Here is a 17949-nt window from a genome sequence, read left to right as displayed (position 1 = left end):
GGCCTTTCGATGCTCGGGCGACGCCATCACGCTGCCGTGGTAAGCGCGATCGCTGGGTATGACCCTACGGTACTGATCAGTACTGTGCAAGAGACGGGACCGTACACTTCGCGGACCATCTATCAACTGGCCTGATATCCGCTGGAGCGGGTGAGTCCGGGCAGGATGAAGTCGTCCACCAGGGCCTGCACGGTGTGCCGCGTGGGCGGCCGGCCGGGAATGATCGAGCGGAAGATCAGGTATCCGGGCAGCAGGTCCCAGAGCTCGTCGGCGATGGCGGTCTCGTCGATCTCGCCGCGGTCGGCGGCCTGTCGCAGGATGTGCTGGATCGCGGTCTTGCGCTCGTCGAGGAATTGGTGCTGCAGGGCGTCACGCAGGGCGGGGTGGCGCGACACCTCGACGAGCACCGCCCGGATGGTGCCGGCGTTCAGTAGGCCCTGCTGGTAGATGTTCTCGCCGATCTGGAGCAGATCGCCGCGCAACGTGCCGGTTTCCGGGGGGACCGCGACCTGGCGGATGCCCTCGATGAAGGCGGCCAGCACCAGTTCGGCTTTCGAGGGCCAGCGCCGGTACACCGTGGCCTTGCTGGCCCGGGCCTCGCTGGCCACGGCGTCGACCGTCAACCCGTCGTAACCGTGCTCCTGCAAGAGCCGCAACGTCACCGCGAGCAACTCGGCCTCGCGCGGCGACCACGGCGACGGCCCCGCGCACCGGTCGGCAGTCTGGCGCATGCGCCCACCTTAGATCCGCGGGGCCCGGGCGCGTGAGTTAAAGACACACTCGCGACACGCCGGGGTTGCGTCGGTGGTCGGTCATAGACTGGCGTCCCTATGAACCAGTCGTCCTTCGTGCACCTGCATAACCACACCGAGTACTCGATGCTGGACGGGGCCGCGAAGATCACGCCGATGCTCGACGAGGTGCAGCGGCTGGGGATGCCTGCGGTCGGGATGACCGACCACGGGAACATGTTCGGCGCCAGCGAGTTCTACAACGCGGCCGCCAAGGCGGGGATCAAGCCGATCATCGGGGTGGAGGCGTACATCGCCCCGGGTTCGCGCTTCGACACCCGGCGCGTCACCTGGGGGGACCCCAGCCAGAAGGCCGACGACGTCTCCGGCAGCGGTTCCTACACGCACCTGACGATGGTGGCCGAGAACGCCACCGGCCTGCGCAACCTGTTCAAACTGTCCTCGCTGGCCTCCTTCGAGGGCCAGCTGAGCAAGTGGTCGCGGATGGACGCCGAGCTCATCGCCGAACACGCCGAGGGCATCATCATCACCACCGGCTGCCCGTCCGGGGAGGTGCAGACCCGGCTGCGCCTGGGCCACGACCGGGAGGCGCTGGAGTCGGCCGCCCGATGGCGCGAGATCGTCGGGCCGGACAACTACTTCCTCGAGCTGATGGATCACGGCCTGTCCATCGAACGCCGGGTCCGCGAGGGCCTGCTCGAGATCGGCCGCAAGCTCGGGATCCCGCCGCTGGCCACCAACGACTGCCACTACGTCACCCGCGACGCCGCCCACAACCACGAGGCGCTGCTGTGCGTGCAGACCGGCAAGACGCTGTCGGACCCCAACCGGTTCAAGTTCGACGGCGACGGCTACTACCTGAAGTCGGCCGCCGAGATGCGTCAGATCTGGGACAACGAGGTGCCCGGCGCCTGCGACTCGACGCTGCTGATCGCCGAGCGCGTCCAGCCCTACGACGAGGTGTGGGCGCCCCGCGACCGGATGCCGGTCTTCCCGGTGCCCGAGGGGCACGACCAGGCGTCGTGGCTGCGGCATGAGGTGGACGCCGGGTTGCGCCGGCGGTTTCCCGGGGGCGCGCCGGACGGTTACGCCGCGCGCGCGGAATACGAGATCGGCGTCATCTGCGGCAAGGGCTTCCCGTCCTACTTCCTGATCGTCGCCGACCTGATCAATTACGCCCGCTCGGTGGGCATTCGGGTGGGCCCCGGCCGCGGTTCGGCCGCCGGATCGCTGGTCGCCTACGTGCTGGGCATCACCGACATTGACCCGATTCCGCACGGCCTGCTGTTCGAGCGGTTCCTCAACCCCGAGCGCACGTCGATGCCCGACATCGACATCGACTTCGACGACCGTCGCCGCGGTGAGATGGTGCGCTACGCCGCCGACAAGTGGGGCTCCGACCGGGTGGCCCAGGTGATCACCTTCGGCACCATCAAAACCAAAGCGGCGCTGAAGGACTCGGCGCGCATCCACTACGGCCAGCCCGGTTTCGCGATCGCCGACCGGATCACCAAGGCGCTGCCGCCGCCGATCATGGCCAAGGACATCCCGCTGTCGGGCATCACCGACCCGAACCACGAGCGCTACAAGGAGGCCGCCGAGGTCCGCGGCCTGATCGAGACCGACCCGGACGTGCGCACCATCTACCAAACCGCACGCGGCCTGGAGGGTCTGGTCCGCAACGCCGGCGTGCACGCCTGCGCGGTGATCATGAGCAGCGAGCCGCTCACCGAGGCGATCCCGCTGTGGAAGCGCCCGCAGGACGGGGCCATCATCACCGGCTGGGATTACCCGTCGTGCGAGGCCATCGGCCTGTTGAAGATGGACTTCCTGGGCCTGCGCAACCTCACGATCATCGGCGACGCGATCGAGAACATCAAGGCCAACAAGGGAATTGACCTCGATCTCGAGTCCGTGCCGCTGGACGACAAGGCGACGTATGAACTGCTGGGCCGCGGCGACACGCTCGGGGTGTTCCAGCTCGACGGCGGGCCCATGCGCGACCTGCTGCGCCGCATGCAGCCGACCGGGTTCGAGGACATCGTCGCGGTGCTCGCGCTGTACCGGCCCGGCCCGATGGGCATGAACGCCCACAACGACTACGCCGACCGCAAGAACGGGCGCCAGGCGATCAGGCCGATCCATCCCGAGCTCGAAGAGCCGCTGCGCGAGATCCTCGCCGAGACCTACGGGTTGATCGTCTACCAAGAGCAGATCATGCGCATCGCGCAGAAGGTGGCCAGCTACTCGCTGGCCCGAGCCGACATTCTGCGCAAGGCGATGGGCAAGAAGAAACGGGAAGTGCTGGAAAAGGAGTTCGAGGGCTTCTCCGATGGCATGAAGGCCAACGGCTTTTCGGCCGCGGCCATCAAGGCGTTGTGGGACACCATCCTTCCGTTCGCGGACTACGCGTTCAACAAGTCGCACGCCGCGGGCTACGGCCTGGTGTCCTACTGGACGGCCTACCTGAAGGCCAACTACGCGGCCGAGTACATGGCCGGCCTGCTCACCTCGGTCGGCGACGACAAGGACAAGGCCGCGGTCTACCTCGCCGACTGCCGCAAGCTGGGCATCACCGTGCTGCCGCCGGACGTCAACGAGTCGGGACTGAACTTCGCCTCCGTCGGCGCCGATATCCGCTACGGGCTGGGCGCGGTGCGCAACGTCGGCGCGAACGTGGTGAGCTCGTTGATCGGCACCCGCGGCGAGAAGGGCAAGTTCACCGACTTCTCGGACTACCTGAACAAGATCGACATCTCCGCCTGCAACAAGAAGGTCACCGAGTCGTTGATCAAGGCGGGCGCCTTCGACTCGCTTGGGCACGCCCGCAAAGGCCTGTTCCTGGTGCACACGGACGCCGTCGACTCGGTGCTGGGCACTAAGAAGGCCGAGGCGATGGGACAGTTCGACCTCTTCGGCGGCTCCGAGGGGGAGGGGGCCGCCGACTCCGTGTTCACCATCAAGGTGCCCGAGGACGAGTGGGAGGACAAGCACAAGCTGGCCCTGGAGCGAGAGATGCTGGGGCTGTACGTGTCCGGGCATCCGCTCAACCGGGTGGCCCACCTGCTGACCGCCCAGGTCGACACCGCCATCCCGGCGATTCTGGACGGCGACGTCGCCAACGACACGCAGGTGCGGGTGGGCGGCATCCTGGCTTCGGTGAACCGGCGGGTCAACAAGAACGGAATGCCCTGGGCATCGGCGCAATTGGAAGACCTCACCGGTGGCATCGAGGTGATGTTCTTCCCGCACGCGTACTCGACGTTCGGCGCCGACATCGTCGACGACGCGGTGGTGCTGATCAACGCCAAGGTGGCGATCCGTGACGACCGCATCGCGCTGATCGCCAACGAGCTTGTGGTGCCCGACTTTTCCAGCGCCCAGGCGGACCGGCCGATCGCCGTCAGCCTGCCGACACGGCAGTGCACCTTCGACAAGGTCAGCGCGCTCAAGCAGGTGCTGGCTCGCCATCCCGGTACCTCGCAGGTGCACCTGCGGCTCATCAGCGGGGACCGCATCACCACCCTCGAGCTGGATGCCTCGCTGCGGGTGACGCCCTCGCCCGCGCTGATGGGCGACCTGAAGGCGCTGCTCGGCCCGGGGTGCCTGGGGGGTTAGCCGGTCAGTCCGGGCCGCGAGGGTGCGCAGATGTACACGATTTTCGGCGTGTCGCCGTACAAACACGCGCGCTCGCGGGGGAGGGGGACAGCTAGGCGGGCAACTGCAGCGCCGCCTGATGGTCGTGGGTGGGGATGATCGTCACCGCGCGCCGCGCCAGGTGCAGGCGGTGCAGCGTTCGGAAGGTTTCGTCGCGATCCTCGTCCACCAAAGCGCCCGGGTAGCTTGACTTTTGCCGGACCTTCTCGATCTGCAGCGCGTGCCAGGCCGCGTCGCCGGCGATCAGGATCCAGCCCCGCGCGGTGTGCAGCAGCACCCCGACGCTGCCGGGCGTGTGCCCGGCCAGGTTCACCAGGAGGACGGAGCCGTCACCGAAGAGATCGTGGCTGCTGGTGAAGGTCAGCACCGGCGGTCCGTCCAGGTCGTATTCGACGACGGGCCGAGCGCGCAGCGAATCGCGGACGCCGCCGACGGGCGCGACCGGTCCCGACCCGATCCACTCGCTTTCCGTGCGGTGCAGGTGCACAGGGAGACCGGGCATGTCCAGCAGGCCCGACACGTGATCCCAGTGCGCATGAGTGGGCAGCGCGAAATCCAGCCGCGGCGATTCGGGCAGCCCGGTCAGCGCCGTGATCGTCGGGATTGTCTCGGCGGGCGGCCGAACCGCGACGCGCAGCACCGCGGGCAGCTGGGCGATCGCCCGCCGCTCGACGTCCGTGCACACCGCTGGGTCGACGATGAACGTGGCCTCCGGATGCCTGACGACGAACGACGTCAGCGAATTCTCGACGCGCGCAGGGGCGAACGTGCCCTCGACGATCGCGGCGGTCGGCACCGGGCGCGGCACCTGGGGCAGCGCGGTCACCGCGACGGTGCGGCCGGGATCCGGCAGTCCCGCGTCGGCGATGCCGCGGAGGAACCGCCGGTCGGGGCGCCGCGGCCGCACCAGGCCGCGGACGAGTCCGGCTGCGGCGGTGCAGCATTGGCGGATGGTGGGGGAGCGGACGGGGTCGGGCGCGGGGGTGGCGGTCTGGGTCATGGCAGCTCCACCCGCACGATCACGCTGTCGGGCCAGACGCGACGGTCGCGCGCGCGCCGCAGCTTCTCGCGGACGCACAGGTCCCGATGGACGTTGGTCACGCCCGGGACCTTGATCAGCGGAACGACGTTCCACTGCCAGCCGTAGCGTCGGTGCAGTACGCGGTTGGCCCGCTCGGCGTCGGCGCCCGACAGGATCGTGGCGCGGCCGGCGACCGTCGTAGCCCCGGCCGGGACCCGGCCCCGGTAGTCGCAGGCGGCGAGTTCGACGTCGCGCCGCGCCGCCAGCCGCCTGGTCTTGGGGCCCACCTTGGTCCGGAACAGCAACGCGTCACCGTCCAGCCCGAACCAGACGGGGGTGTCGGCCGGTGTGCCGTCGCGGCGGAAGGTGCGCAGCAGCGCGTATCGGGCGCGGCCCAGCTCGTCGAGCGTTTGTTTGTGCATGGACGTAGTCAACGACTTAGAGTTAGCTCTAAGTCAAGCATCGAATTCTCGGGAGGCCCCATGGCTGCACGGCTGACGATCGGGGAGGTGGCGCGCCACGCCGGGGTCGCGGCCACCACGCTGCGCTACTACGAGCAAATCGGGCTGGTTTCGGCGCCGGCGCGCCTCGGCGGCCAGCGCCGCTACGACGATTCGGTGCTCACCCGACTCGAGGTGATCCGGCTCTGCAAATCCGCGGGCTTCGCGCTGGAGGAGATCCAGCTCCTGTTCGCCGACGACGCGCCGGGGCGGCCCGCGAGCCGGGCGCTCGCGGAGGCCAAACTCGCCGAGATCGACGCCCAGATGGAGTCGCTGGCCCGGGCGCGGGCCGTCATCGAGTGGGGTATGCGCTGCACGTGTCCGTCAATTGACGCGTGTACCTGTGGGATTCATACTGCGGTGCCCGCCTGAATAAAGGAGCAGCAGTGAACCAACCGCATTCCCTTGCCGTGCAGAGCTTCTCCCACGTCTGCGTCGGCGTCTCGGATATCGAGGCGTCGTGCAAGTTCTACACCGCGGTGCTGGGCATGGACGTCGTGTTCGACGTCGAGCTGGCGGGGGCCGGATTGGACTCGGTGACCGGCGGGGCCGCGCAGCAGGGCCGCATGATCGGAGGGCTGATCGGCGGCGTCATGGTCGAGCTGTTGTCGCTGGGCGCGGTGCCCGAAACCCCGAGCGGGCCGCACCTGGGCTACACCAACGTCTCGTTCCGCGTCGACGATCTCGACGCCACCTACGACACCGTGCGACGGCACCACCCCGACGTCCGGGCCGAGCCGCCCGTCGACATCGGCGGAGTCCGGATGTTCTTCATCTACGACCCCGACGGCACCCCCATCGAACTTCTGGAGTTACCCGGCGGCGCGTCGAGCACCGTGCAGCTCTGGCGTCCCGATGCCGGGTGATGTATTCCGTGCCCCTGAGCACGGACGTACGCTCACGAAGGGCAATCTGACCCCGCGCCAAGGAGGACGGCAATGACAGCACCCGAACGTCCGGCCACCTTGTGCGAGGCGTTTCAGCGCACCGCGGCGATCGCCCCCGGCGCCGTCGCGCTCCGGACGCCCGGCGACACCCAGACATTGACGTGGCGAGAGCTTGCGGAGCGGGTGCGCCAGGCCGCCGCCGGCCTGGCAGGCCTGGGCGTGGGGCGGGGCGACACCGTGTCGCTGATGATGGCCAACCGCATCGAGTTCTACCCGGTGGAAATCGGCGCCCAACACCTGGGCGCCGCTTCATTTTCGGTCTACAACACGCTGCCCGCCGAGCAGCTGACCTACCTGTTCGGCAACGCCGGCACCAAGGTCGCAATCTGCGAAGAGCAATACGTGAACCGCATTCGCGCCAGCGGGGCGCCCATCGAGCACATCGTCTGCATCGACGGTTCGCCGCCCGGCACCATCTCGCTGGACGACCTGTATGCCGCCGCACACCCGGTCTTCGATTTCGAGTCGACCTGGCGCGCGGTAGAACCCGACGACATCCTGACGCTCATCTACACCTCCGGGACCACCGGAAGCCCCAAGGGCGTGGAGATGACGCACGCCAATTTGCTGTTCGAGGGGTGCGCCCTCGACGCCGTTCTCCCGATGAAGTTCGGCGACCGCGTGACGTCTTTCTTGCCGACGGCGCACATCGCCGATCGGGTGATGGGGCTGTACGGCCTGGAGATTTTCGGCAGTCAGGTGACCGTCGTCTCCGATGCGCGCGCCATCGCCGCCGCCCTGCCGGACGTTCGGCCCACGGTATGGGGCGCGGTGCCGCGGGTGTGGGAAAAGCTCAAGGCCGGAATCGAATTCGCCGTCAGCCATGAGGCGGACGAGACCAAGCGGCAGGCGTTGCGGTGGGCGATGTCGGTGGCCGCCCGGCGCGCCGACGCCCTGCTGGCCGGCGAACCGATGCCGGAGCAACTGGCCGCCGAGTGGGACCAGGCCGACGAGTTGGTGTTGTCAAAGCTGCGGGAGCGGCTCGGGTTCGGCGAGCTTCGCTGGGCGGTGTCCGGGGCGGCGCCGATCCCCAAGGAGACGCTGGCCTTCTTCCTCGGGATCGGGATCCCCATCGCCGAGGTGTGGGGCATGTCGGAGCTGAGTTGCGTTGCCAGCGTGAGCCATCCGAGCGACGCGCGCCTGGGCACCGTCGGCAAGCTGCTGCCCGGACTGGAGGGCAGGACCGCCGAGGACGGGGAGTTTCTGGTGCGCGGTCCGCTGGTGATGAAGGGCTACCGGAGGGAACCGGCCAAGACCGCGGAGGCGATCGATGCTGACGGCTGGTTGCACACCGGCGACATCCTCGAGGTCGACGACGAGGGCTATCTCAAGGTGGTCGACCGCAAGAAGGAGCTGATCATCAACGCGGCCGGAAAGAACATGTCGCCGGCCAACATTGAGAACACCATCCTGGCCGCCTGCCCGATGGTGGGCGTGATGATGACGATCGGCGACGGACGGCCGTACAACGCGGCGCTGCTGGTCTTCGACGCCGAATCGGTCGGTCCGTACGCGGCGCAGCACGGCCTTGCCGACGAGTCGCCCGCGGCGCTGGCGGCCCACCCGGAGGTCATCGCGCGAATCGCCGCCGGCGTGGCCGAGGGGAACGCGAAACTGTCCCGGGTGGAACAGATCAAGCGCTTCCGGATACTGCCGACGGTGTGGGAACCCGGCGGGGACGAGATCACCCTGACGATGAAGCTCAAGCGCAAGCCGATCATGACGAAGTACGCCGGCGAGATCGAGGAACTCTATGCCGCCGACCCGCACCCCGACGTCCACCAGCCCGCCGAAGCCGCCACGGTGCAGCCGGCATGAGCGGGGGCCCGGGGGCGACGGCGCGCGAGATCGGGCGCGCCGGAGTGCGAAAGCTGCTGCAGCGCGGCGGGATCGTCGACGAGTCGACGGCACCGTTGCCGACCGATCCGGACGAAGTCGTCCAGCTCTTGGCGGCGCCGTGGTACGACGAGCGGCTGGGCAAACTGGCCGAGGAGCTCGGGCGTAACCATGACGACGTGCGCGCCGAGGCCGCCAGTTACCTGCGGGAGATGGCGCCGTCGCTCGACGAGCGGGCGGTGCAGGCCTGGCGCAGTTTCTCTTGCTGGCTGATGCGGGCCTACGACATTCTGGTCGACGAGGATCAGATCGCCCAGCTGCGCAGGCTCGATCGCAAAGCGACTCTGGCGTTTGCGTTTTCGCACCGCTCCTATCTGGACGGCCTGCTGCTGCCCGAGTCAATCCAGGCCAACCGGCTCTCGCCCGCGCTCACCTTCGGCGGCGCCAACCTGAACTTCTTTCCGATGGGCGCCTGGGCCAAGCGCACCGGCACGATCTTCATCCGGCGCCAGACCAAGGACATTCCCGTCTATCGCTTCGTGCTGCGCGCGTACGCCGCCCAACTGGTGCAAAACCACGCCAACCTCACCTGGTCGATCGAGGGGGGCCGAACGCGGACCGGCAAGCTGCGGCCCCCGGTGTACGGGATCCTGCGCTACATCAGCGACGCCGTCGACGAAATCGACGGTCCCGAGGTCTATTTGGTGCCGACCTCCATCGTGTACGACCAGCTGCACGAGGTGGAGGCCATGACCAGCGAGGCCTACGGCGCGACGAAGCGCCCGGAGGACTTCCGGTTCCTGATCCGGCTGGCGCGACAGCAGGGGGAGCGACTCGGCCGCGCCTACCTGGACTTCGGCGAACCGCTGCCGCTGCGCAAGCGCCTCGAGGAGCTGCGCGCCGAGGAATCCGGGACGGGGACCGAGATCGAGCGCATCGCACTGGATGTCGAGCACCGGATCAACCGCGCGACCCCGGTCACCCCCACGGCGGTGGTCAGCCTCGCGCTGCTGGGCGCGGACCGCTCGCTGTCCATCAGCGAGGTGCTGGCCACCGTGCGGCCGCTGGCCAGCTACATCGCGGCGCGCAACTGGAAGGTGGCCGGCGCCGCCGACCTGACGAACCGCTCGACGATCCGCTGGACGCTGCATCAGCTCGTCGCCTCCGGTGTGGTCAGCGTGTACGACGCCGGGACCGAACCGATCTGGGGGATCGGCGCCGACCAGCACCTGGTCGCGGCGTTCTACCGCAACACCGCGATCCACATCCTGGTCGATCGCGCCATCGCCGAGACGGCGCTGCTGGCCGCCATAGAAGACGCCGAGAACTCCGTGGACCGCCCGGTGTTGCCGACGGCCGTGCGCGACGAGGCGCTGCGCCTGCGCGAGTTGCTGAAGTTCGAGTTCTTGTTCTCGGCGCGCGCGCAGTTCGAAAAGGAGCTCGCCGACGAGGTGCGCCTGATCGGCCGGGTGGAAGACACCAGCAAGGCCGCCCCCGCGGCCGACGTGCGCGGGCTGCTGGAAAAGGCCGACCTGCTGCTGGCGCACCTGGTGTTGCGCCCGTTCCTGGACGCCTACCACATCGTCGCCGACCGGCTGGCCGCCCTCGAGGACGAATCGTTCGACGAGGAGGAGGAGTTTCTCGCCGAGTGCCTCGAGGTCGGCAAGCAGTGGGAACTGCAGCGCAGGATCGCCAGCGCCGAATCGAGGTCGATGGAGCTGTTCAAGACCGCGCTGCGGCTGGCGCGGCACCGCGAGCTGGTGGACGCGTTCGGGGATCCCGATATCGCCAGGCGGCGCCGGGAGTTCGCCGACGAGATCGCCACCGTCAGCCACCGGGTCAACGCCATTGCCGAGTTGGCCAGACGGGCCCTGAGTTCGGGGGTTACGTCAGCGCCGTGACCCCGGCCCAGGTGTTCACCCGCCGGTACTGGCGCCGATTTCGGACAGCTGGGTCAACCGGACACTGTTGCCGGACGGGTCGCGGAAACCGCAGTCGATGCCGTACGGCATCTCGTGCGGCTCCTCGGTGAACTCCACGCCCCGCGACCTCAACTTCTGGTAGGTGGCCCGGCAGTCGTCGGTGGTGAGGAACAATGTGGCGGCGAAACCCTTCGCCATCACTTCGCTGACCTGTTTTCGCGTCGCCTCATCCATCACCGGAGGACCGGGGATCGCCATCAGCACGACGGACACGTCGTCCTGGCCCGGTGGGCCGACGGTGAGCCACCGAAAGCCGAGCTCCGGCAACGAAACATCTTGGCGCACTTCCATACCCACCTTCTCGGTCCAGTATTTCAGCGCCACGTCCTGGTCATGCACCCACAGCTGGGCACTTGCAATTCTCAACATGGCTACGACGCTACGGTCCGCCGGTGCCGTCCGTCTTCTTCCCGTGTGCTGTCTTGACGCGGCTGTCGGCGGGCCGCCGGGTGTCCCGCCGCAGGATGCAGCTGGGCACTCGTGCGTGAACCGACGCCGGCGGAAGGCTCGCCCGGTAGGCGCCGGGGGGTAACCCGTACGCACGCGCGAAGCTGGTCGTGAAAGAACCGACGCTCTGCAGACCGACCATGACGGCGATGTCCGCGACGGACCGGTCGGTGAAGCGCAGCAGCGCGGCGGCTCGTTCCAGCCGCCGGGTCTGCAGGTAGGAGCGCGGTGATTCACCGAACGTCCGAGTGAACATGCGGCTGAAGTGGGCCCGCGACAGCCCGGCGGCGGCCGCCAGATCGTCCACCGTGATCGGCTCGGCGTAGCGGGCGTCGGCCAAGTCTTTGGCGCGCAGCAGATAACGGGCCGGCGGAACTCGCGGCATGGGCTGGCCTAACTCGTCGATCGGTGTGGTGGCCCAAGGTAGGGGAATTCGGTGAGCGTGTCGGTGTGCGGGCTCAGGCCGGTGGGTGGGATATCGCCTTTGGACAGGAAGCCGAGGCGGTAGTCGATGACGTCGTCGGTGAAGACCCGGCCGTTGGGGTACCGCGCGGGCTTCGACGGATCGAATGTCAGCATGTCCGGCAGGGTGCCTTCGGCTTCGATGGCGGCGATCGCCTCCTCGCGGCTGTACCCACCGGTGTGGCCCATCAGGTGCACGAACATGTCGGTCCAGCGGGTCTTGTCGTTGACCGGTTGGCTGGCGTTGTACTCCTCTTTGGTGTCGTCGGTGTTGAAGAAGCTGCTTACCGAGGGATGGCCGGCGCGGTCGACGTGCAGGAGTTCGCCGCCGCGGCGCAGGCTGCACCGGCCCCAGATGCGGATGTCGGGGTTAGCGCCGAGCGCGCTGGTCGGCAGTTCGAGCACGGTGGAGAATACGTTGGCTTCGGTGTTGGAATCGACGCCGGTCCAAGGGGATTCGCCACCGAGATGTGGGGCGGTGAAGTTACGTCCCCCCGAGGTGTCGAAGAGATTCTTGATGCCGTCGAAGTCGAAGAAGAAGGCGTCGCTGCGGGCGCCGGCGAAGAACGTCATGTCGCCGGAGGTGGCGATGTTGGGCTCGGGGCCGAAGGACACCTGTAGGCCGGAGAAGACTTTGTCACCAACGGGTTCCGCCGAGCGGGCCTCGTCACCGGTGGCCATGAACACGTCCACGGTCTGGGTGCCATCGCGCGGCGCGGAGAAGACGTAGCTAAATGCGATGTCGTTGACCAGGTCCCCGTCGTTATCGATCGCGAGTCGGTAGATGGCATCGGGGTGCAGCGCATCGGCCTGGGGGTTGGCGTTGAGGATCAGCACCGTCCGCCCGGGCTCGGCCGGAGACTGAAAGGCGTAGAGGTCACACAGGTCCAGACGCTGGTCTCCGAGGGGAGGTCCGAGGCTTAGTCCGGTGAAGTGGTTTGACACGATTGGACTCCCGGGATGTCGATGCAGGGATCGTCGTCGAGGCGACGGTAGGCCAAACAGTACAGCCGATCCGGCAGGTGGGCTGCGCGAGCGCGCGTGGGCCCTACAGTGGATGGCATGCCGCTTACAGGTGAATACGCCCCGTCGCCCTGGGATTGGTCTCGCGAGCAAGCCGACAAGTATGCCGAATCCGGTGGAGCCGAGGCCGCCGACATGAAGGGGAAGCCCATCATCCTGTTGACCACCATCGGGGCCAAGACCGGCAAGCTTCGCAAGACCCCGCTCATGCGCGTCGAGCACGACGGCGAGTACGCGATCGTCGCGTCGCTCGGCGGCGCCCCCAAACACCCGGTCTGGTACCACAACGTCAAGAAGAACCCGCGCGTCGAGCTGCAGGACGGCGGCGTCACCCGCGATTACGAGGCCCGCGAGGTGTTCGGGGACGAAAAGGCCACCTGGTGGGAGCGCGCCGTCGAAGCGTGGCCCGACTACGCCGACTACCAGAAAAAGACCGACCGCCAGATTCCGGTGTTCGTTCTGACCCCGGTGAGCTAATTCCCAGCTGGGCGGCATGGCACCATTGATCGGTGTCCGCTGAATTCAGCCAGAGCCCGAGCAGGTCGCCGCTGTGCGCGGCTGACATCGACGCCGCGGCGCAGCGGATTGCCCCGGTGGTCACGCCCACCCCGCTGCAGCAGAGCGATCGGCTGTCGGCGATCACCGGCGCGCAGGTGTACCTCAAGCGCGAAGACCTGCAGGTCGTGCGCTCCTACAAGCTGCGGGGCGCCTACAACCTGCTGGTGCAGCTGTCCGGCGAGGAGCTGGCCGCGGGCGTGGTGTGCTCGTCCGCGGGCAACCACGCGCAGGGCTTCGCCTTCGCCTGCCGGGCGCTGGGGGTGCACGGCCGGGTCTACGTGCCGGCCAAGACGCCCAAGCAGAAGCGCGACCGGATCCGCTACCACGGCGGGGAGTTCATCGAGCTGATCGTGGGCGGATCGACTTACGACCTCGCCGCCGAGGCGGCTCTCGCGGACGTCGAACGCACCGGGGCCACCTTGGTCCCGCCGTACGACGACCTGCGCACCATGGCCGGCCAGGGCACCATCGCCGTCGAGCTGCTCGACCAACTCACGGAGCAGGTCGGGGAGCCCGACCTGGTCGTCGTCCCGGTGGGCGGCGGCGGCTGCATCGCCGGCATCACCACCTACCTGGCCGAACGGACGACCAACACCGCGGTGCTGGGCATCGAGCCGGCCGGTGCCGCGGCGATGATGGCCGCGCTGGCCGCCGGCGAGCCCGTCACGCTGGACCACGTCGACCAGTTCGTCGACGGCGCCGCGGTGCGGCGGGCCGGGACGCTGACCTATGCCGCGCTGGCCGCCGCCGGCGACATGGTGTCGATCACCACGGTCGACGAGGGAGCCGTGTGCACCGCCATGCTGGACCTGTATCAGAACGAGGGCATCATCGCCGAGCCCGCGGGCGCGTTGTCGGTCGCGGGTCTGCTGGAGGCCGACGTCGAGCCCGGCTCCACCGTGGTGTGCCTGATCTCCGGCGGCAACAACGACGTGTCGCGCTACGGCGAGGTGCTGGAGCGCTCACTGGTGCACCTCGGGCTCAAGCACTACTTCCTGGTCGACTTTCCGCAGGAGCCGGGCGCGCTGCGCCGGTTCCTCGACGAGGTGCTCGGGCCGAACGACGACATCACCCTGTTCGAGTACGTCAAGCGCAACAACCGCGAAACCGGGGAGGCGCTGGTCGGCATCGAGTTGGGATCGGCGGCGGGCCTGGAGGGTTTGATGGCGCGGATGCGCGCCACCGAGATCCACGTCGAGGCCCTCGAGCCCGGTTCGCCGGCCTACCGCTACCTGCTCTAGGCGCCGACATGGGCGAGCCGTATGGGTTGGGTACGGCCGGCTTCGGCGTCGTCAGCGCCGGCACCGTGGTGTTCGTGGCGCTGCTGGCGGGGGCGGCGATCTGGGTCGGCCGGCGCGGGCCTTTGTTGCGTCGACTCTGGGCGCGGGCGTCCGGCGCCGCAGCGATCGGACGGCTGCTGAACTGGGGGCGCGAGCAGATCCGTGCCAGGGGATGGCCGTTGGCGGGCCGGTTGCCCGCGGACGAGGTCGCCGGTGTCGCGCTGCTCCTGGGCTTTGTCGTGGTGGCGGCCGTGGCGGTGGGCTTCACCGAAGTGCTCGAGGACGTGCTCGAGGGCGATGGCATCGCCGGAATCGACCATCCGGCGGCGCGGTGGCTTGCCGACCACCGCGATCTGTGGCTCACCGCGACGCTGCGGGTGGTCACCGTCGGAGGCGATCCCCTCATCCTCACCGCGCTTGCCCTGTCGATTTCGGTTCTTGCCGGCTGGCGATGCCGCTCGTGGCGGCCCGTGGTGCTTGGTCTGGTGGGAGGCGGTGGGATGGCACTGGTGCTCTTCACCGCCAAAGCCTTGGTAGGCCGGCAACGCCAACCCCTGCCCTTCGCCGCGGTCGCCGGGGACGGATATTCCTTTCCCTCCGGACACGCCACCGGCACCGCCACGATCATGGTGCTGTCCGCCTGGATGATGACCCGCTGGGTGATCACCGGCTGGGCCGGGCGAGTGTTTGTCTGGGCGATGGCGATCGGCTCGGCGCTGGTGATCGGGTACTCACGCGTGTATCTGGGGGTGCATTACGTGAGCGACGTGCTGGCCGGCTGGCTGCTGGGTATCGCGTGGGCCGGCATCGTGATGCTGGTCGGATCGTGGTGGACGACGGCCGGTGGCCGCGTCGCGCGGCGTCAGGTCAGGTAGGCCGGCACCGGCGTGCCGGGATCGAGGTCGTCGGCCGGCACGGGCGTTCCGGCCGTCACGCCGAGCGGCACCACGCCTGCCCAGTGCGGCAGCGCGGCATCTTCCGGATCGTCGACCGGGCCGCCGGTGCGCAGCTTGGCCGAGACCTCGACAAGGTCGAGGGCGAGCATCCCGGTCGCGGCCAGTTCGCGGGCGTTGGGCGTCCGGCAGTCGTCCGCACGCCCGGGCCGGATGTGGTCGAGCAGGCAGCGCAGCGCGCGCAGCTTCTCCGCGGGATCCTCGACCACGCGCGCGGAGCCCAGCACCACCACCGAGCGGAAGTTCACGGAATGGTGCATGGCGGCGCGGGCCAGCACCAGCCCGTCAACCAGGGTGACGGTGACGCACACCGGCAGGCTCGAGCCCGATGTTGTGGCCGCCTTGGCCGCGAGCAGCGGGCCGCCGCCGGTCGAGCCGTGCAGGTAGAGCGTCTCGCCGAGGCGGGCGTGCGTCGTCGGCAAGACGACCGGCCCGCCGGCGCTGAGGTAGCCCAGGTGACAGATCAGGGCCTCGTCGAGGATCTGGTGCACGGTCGCGCGGTCGTAGTCGGCGCGCTCCCGGTAGCGGGTGGGCGTGGTGCGGGCGGTGGGTTGGTAGCTCAACGGATTGCTCTCGACTTTGCGCTAGTACATACTAGTTCTCGTGCCAGTACAATATACGGGGACGGGCGCGGAATCCATAGCCGCCAGCGTGGAGGAGGCCATCTCCCAGGGCGCGTTGGCGCCCGGCGCGGCGCTGCCGCCAATCCGCGAACTGGCCGGACGGCTCGGCGTCAACGCGAACACCGTGGCCGCGGCGTACCGCCTGCTGCGCGAGCGCGGGGCCGTCGAGGCCGCCGGGCGGCGCGGCACCCGGGTACGGCACCGCCCGGCGACCACACCCCGCTCGCTGCTGGGGCTGGACGTCCCCGCGGGCGTGCGCGACCTGTCGACGGGTAACCCGGACCCGGCTCTGCTGCCCATCGGATCCATCGAGACGCCGAGGGCCAGGCCGCTGCTCTACGGTGAGCCGGCCATGTCGGCCGAACTGCTTCAACGGGCGCGCGCCGCGCTGGCCGCGGACGGCGTCCCGGCTGATCATCTCGCGGTCACCAGCGGGGCGCTCGACGGCATCGAGAGGGCGCTGGCCGCACACCTGCGCCCCGGCGACCGGGTGGCCGTCGAGGATCCGGGCTGGGCCAATCTGTTGGATCTTGTCGCGGCGTTAGGGTTTTCGGCCGAACCGGTGCGCGTCGACGACGACGGACCGCTGGTCGCCGACGTGCAGCGCGCCCTGACCCGTGGCGTGCGCGCACTCGTCATCACCGGGCGGGCTCAAAACCCAACGGGCGCGGCGTTATCCGCGACCCGCGCGGATGAGCTGCGTGACCTTGTTTCGGGCGCTGACCTGTTGGTGGTTGAGGACGATCATTGCGCGGGAATTTCGGGCGCGCCGCTGCACACGCTGGCCGGTTCGACCGGCCAGTGGGCCTTCGTGCGGTCGGCGTCCAAGGCGTACGGCCCCGACCTGCGCGTCGCCGTGCTCGCCGGGGACCGGCGCACCGTCGAGCGGGTGCACGGGCGCCTGCGGCTCGGTCCGGGGTGGGTGAGCCACCTCCTGCAAGACCTCGCGGTCCGCTTGTGGGCCGACGAAGGGGCGTCGCGTCTGATCGCGCAGGCCGAGGAGCAGTACACCCGCAACCGCACCGGGCTGTGCGAGGCGTTGGTTCGGCGCGGCGTGCGGGCGCACGGCCGGTCGGGACTCAACGTATGGGTGCCGGTGCCGGATGAGACGGTGGCGATCACGCGGCTGCTCGCATCCGGTTGGGCCGCGGCGCCGGGCACGAGGTTCCGCATGCGCACGGCGCCCGGAATACGCGTCACCGTGGCCGATTTGGGCGCGCGCGAGATCGATCCGCTGGCCGATGCGATCGCCGAGGCGGTGCTGGCTACCGGCCGTCCTAGCGTGTAGGGATGCCGGCGGCGCGGGCGACTTCGCCGTAGGCGGCGGCGAGGCCGGACAGCGACGCATGGGCGTTGCGGCCACTGGGATTGGGGACGACCCACAGTTCGGTCGCGGGATACGGCGATACCTGCTTACCCGCCTTTGCGCGGCGCTCGCCAAAGGCGTCTCGGAAGGCGGTGATCCCCAGCACGGCTACCACCGCGGGGGAGTACTTCCGCACCGTCCGGTCCAGCTTCCGGCGGCCCTCGACCAATTCGGCGACCGTGAGTTCGTCGGCGCCCGCGCTCGCCCTCTCGACGAGGTTCGTGATGCCGAGTCCGCGACGCAGCAGGTAATCCCGGTCGGCCGGGACAAACCCGGACGAGGCATCGATCAGATGCTCGGTGATGCCGGCATGGAAGAGCGCCGGCCAGAACCGATTGCCGCGGGGAGCGAAATGGGCCTGCACCGCAACGGTTCTCAGGCCGGGATTGATCCCCACGAACAACAGTTGAACTTCGTCGGAGATGAGGTCCGGCAGCGTCTTGCCTGCGAAACGTTTCAGCGCGTCGCGGGTGAATCGCCGTTGCTCCGGTGCGGCGTTGTCCACAGCGCAGTATTGCAAATGCGCGTCACGGCCACCGCTT

General features: G+C 68.9%; 17 protein-coding genes. 9 read left to right on the top strand and 8 right to left on the bottom strand.

Going from position 1 to position 17949, the window contains the following annotated elements:
- Positions 1 to 122: 122 nt before the first annotated feature.
- Complete coding sequence (locus A5787_RS21045) at positions 123 to 731, bottom strand: TetR/AcrR family transcriptional regulator (RefSeq protein WP_066970604.1); 609 nt, start codon at positions 729 to 731, stop codon at positions 123 to 125.
- 99 nt (positions 732 to 830) lie between these two features.
- On the opposite strand from A5787_RS21045, the gene dnaE reads away from it, so the two are divergent.
- Complete coding sequence (gene dnaE, locus A5787_RS21040; RefSeq protein ID WP_066970603.1) at positions 831 to 4370, top strand: DNA polymerase III subunit alpha; 3540 nt, start codon at positions 831 to 833, stop codon at positions 4368 to 4370.
- A gap of 91 nt (positions 4371 to 4461) precedes the next feature.
- Here the strand turns inward: dnaE and A5787_RS21035 are convergent, their stop codons facing one another.
- Entirely contained in the window at positions 4462 to 5409 is a 948-nt protein-coding gene (locus A5787_RS21035; RefSeq protein WP_066970601.1) for an MBL fold metallo-hydrolase, read from the bottom strand.
- Entirely contained in the window at positions 5406 to 5852 is a 447-nt protein-coding gene (locus tag A5787_RS21030) for a PPOX class F420-dependent oxidoreductase (protein WP_066970599.1), read from the bottom strand. Before A5787_RS21030 ends, A5787_RS21035 begins: the two co-directional genes overlap by 4 nt.
- Positions 5853 to 5912: 60 nt before the next feature.
- Here A5787_RS21030 and A5787_RS21025 point away from each other — a divergent pair, with 60 nt between their 5' ends.
- From A5787_RS21025 to A5787_RS21010, 4 genes are all read left to right on the top strand, one after another.
- Entirely contained in the window at positions 5913 to 6302 is a 390-nt protein-coding gene (locus tag A5787_RS21025; protein ID WP_066970597.1) for a MerR family transcriptional regulator, read from the top strand.
- A 14-nt stretch (positions 6303 to 6316) separates the two neighbouring features.
- Positions 6317 to 6796 carry a VOC family protein gene (locus A5787_RS21020; RefSeq protein WP_197507320.1) on the top strand — a complete coding sequence of 160 codons (480 nt, stop codon included), beginning with the start codon at positions 6317 to 6319 and terminating at the stop codon, positions 6794 to 6796.
- A gap of 72 nt (positions 6797 to 6868) precedes the next feature.
- Entirely contained in the window at positions 6869 to 8695 is a 1827-nt protein-coding gene (gene fadD11 / locus A5787_RS21015) for a fatty acid--CoA ligase FadD11 (RefSeq protein ID WP_066970595.1), read from the top strand.
- Positions 8692 to 10614: a lysophospholipid acyltransferase gene (locus A5787_RS21010; RefSeq protein ID WP_066970593.1), complete on the top strand. Its 1923-nt coding sequence runs from the start codon at positions 8692 to 8694 to the stop codon at positions 10612 to 10614. Before fadD11 ends, A5787_RS21010 begins: the two co-directional genes overlap by 4 nt.
- A 15-nt stretch (positions 10615 to 10629) precedes the next feature.
- Here A5787_RS21010 and A5787_RS21005 read toward each other — a convergent pair whose 3' ends face one another.
- Genes A5787_RS21005 through A5787_RS20995 form a run of 3 tightly spaced genes read right to left on the bottom strand, consistent with a single transcriptional unit; the run spans position 10630 to position 12549 of the window.
- The gene (locus A5787_RS21005) at positions 10630 to 11064 is read right to left on the bottom strand and encodes a VOC family protein (protein WP_066970592.1); all 435 of its coding nucleotides are present in this window, start codon (positions 11062 to 11064) and stop codon (positions 10630 to 10632) included.
- Between the two features lie 10 nt (positions 11065 to 11074).
- Positions 11075 to 11527, bottom strand: coding sequence for a helix-turn-helix transcriptional regulator (locus tag A5787_RS21000; protein WP_066970590.1), 453 nt, complete (start codon positions 11525 to 11527; stop codon positions 11075 to 11077).
- A gap of 8 nt (positions 11528 to 11535) precedes the next feature.
- Positions 11536 to 12549: a DUF4331 family protein gene (locus tag A5787_RS20995; RefSeq protein ID WP_066970587.1), complete on the bottom strand. Its 1014-nt coding sequence runs from the start codon at positions 12547 to 12549 to the stop codon at positions 11536 to 11538.
- 117 nt (positions 12550 to 12666) lie between these two features.
- Between A5787_RS20995 and A5787_RS20990 the strand changes: the two genes are divergently transcribed.
- The 3 genes from A5787_RS20990 to A5787_RS20980 are packed head-to-tail and all read left to right on the top strand — an operon-like array spanning position 12667 to position 15340.
- Positions 12667 to 13104 (top strand): nitroreductase family deazaflavin-dependent oxidoreductase, encoded by a 438-nt coding sequence (locus A5787_RS20990; protein WP_066970646.1) that lies wholly within the window; start codon positions 12667 to 12669, stop codon positions 13102 to 13104.
- A gap of 32 nt (positions 13105 to 13136) precedes the next feature.
- Entirely contained in the window at positions 13137 to 14426 is a 1290-nt protein-coding gene (gene ilvA, locus A5787_RS20985; RefSeq protein WP_066970585.1) for a threonine ammonia-lyase, read from the top strand.
- An 8-nt stretch (positions 14427 to 14434) separates the two neighbouring features.
- The gene (locus tag A5787_RS20980) at positions 14435 to 15340 is read left to right on the top strand and encodes a phosphatase PAP2 family protein (protein ID WP_066970583.1); all 906 of its coding nucleotides are present in this window, start codon (positions 14435 to 14437) and stop codon (positions 15338 to 15340) included.
- Here the strand turns inward: A5787_RS20980 and A5787_RS20975 are convergent.
- A complete protein-coding gene (locus A5787_RS20975; protein WP_066970581.1) occupies positions 15328 to 15981 on the bottom strand; it encodes a pyridoxamine 5'-phosphate oxidase family protein in 654 nt (217 codons plus the stop codon). The genes A5787_RS20980 and A5787_RS20975 overlap by 13 nt on opposite strands.
- 40 nt (positions 15982 to 16021) lie before the next feature.
- Here A5787_RS20975 and A5787_RS20970 point away from each other — a divergent pair, with 40 nt between their 5' ends.
- Positions 16022 to 17329, top strand: coding sequence for an aminotransferase class I/II-fold pyridoxal phosphate-dependent enzyme (locus A5787_RS20970; protein ID WP_066970579.1), 1308 nt, complete (start codon positions 16022 to 16024; stop codon positions 17327 to 17329).
- Here A5787_RS20970 and A5787_RS20965 read toward each other — a convergent pair.
- Positions 17319 to 17912 (bottom strand): mismatch-specific DNA-glycosylase, encoded by a 594-nt coding sequence (locus A5787_RS20965; RefSeq protein ID WP_082977352.1) that lies wholly within the window; start codon positions 17910 to 17912, stop codon positions 17319 to 17321. The two genes, A5787_RS20970 and A5787_RS20965, sit on opposite strands and share 11 nt — an antisense overlap.
- Positions 17913 to 17949 lie beyond the last annotated feature (37 nt).

The organism is Mycobacterium sp. 852002-50816_SCH5313054-b, assembly GCF_001667185.1.
In the GTDB taxonomy this organism is placed as follows: Bacteria; Actinomycetota; Actinomycetes; order Mycobacteriales; family Mycobacteriaceae; genus Mycobacterium.
This window is presented reverse-complemented; position numbering and strand designations above follow the sequence as displayed.

Excerpts from the sequence above, each read along its gene's own strand:
- A5787_RS21045 (WP_066970604.1), bottom strand. The coding sequence starts at position 731 with ATGCGCCAGACTGCCGACCGGTGCGCGGGGCCGTCGCCGTGGTCGCCG.
- dnaE (WP_066970603.1), top strand. The coding sequence starts at position 831 with ATGAACCAGTCGTCCTTCGTGCACCTGCATAACCACACCGAGTACTCG.
- A5787_RS21035 (WP_066970601.1), bottom strand. The coding sequence starts at position 5,409 with ATGACCCAGACCGCCACCCCCGCGCCCGACCCCGTCCGCTCCCCCACC.
- A5787_RS21030 (WP_066970599.1), bottom strand. The coding sequence starts at position 5,852 with ATGCACAAACAAACGCTCGACGAGCTGGGCCGCGCCCGATACGCGCTG.
- A5787_RS21025 (WP_066970597.1), top strand. The coding sequence starts at position 5,913 with ATGGCTGCACGGCTGACGATCGGGGAGGTGGCGCGCCACGCCGGGGTC.
- fadD11 (WP_066970595.1), top strand. The coding sequence starts at position 6,869 with ATGACAGCACCCGAACGTCCGGCCACCTTGTGCGAGGCGTTTCAGCGC.
- A5787_RS21010 (WP_066970593.1), top strand. The coding sequence starts at position 8,692 with ATGAGCGGGGGCCCGGGGGCGACGGCGCGCGAGATCGGGCGCGCCGGA.
- A5787_RS21005 (WP_066970592.1), bottom strand. The coding sequence starts at position 11,064 with ATGTTGAGAATTGCAAGTGCCCAGCTGTGGGTGCATGACCAGGACGTG.
- A5787_RS21000 (WP_066970590.1), bottom strand. The coding sequence starts at position 11,527 with ATGCCGCGAGTTCCGCCGGCCCGTTATCTGCTGCGCGCCAAAGACTTG.
- A5787_RS20990 (WP_066970646.1), top strand. The coding sequence starts at position 12,667 with ATGCCGCTTACAGGTGAATACGCCCCGTCGCCCTGGGATTGGTCTCGC.
- A5787_RS20980 (WP_066970583.1), top strand. The coding sequence starts at position 14,435 with ATGGGCGAGCCGTATGGGTTGGGTACGGCCGGCTTCGGCGTCGTCAGC.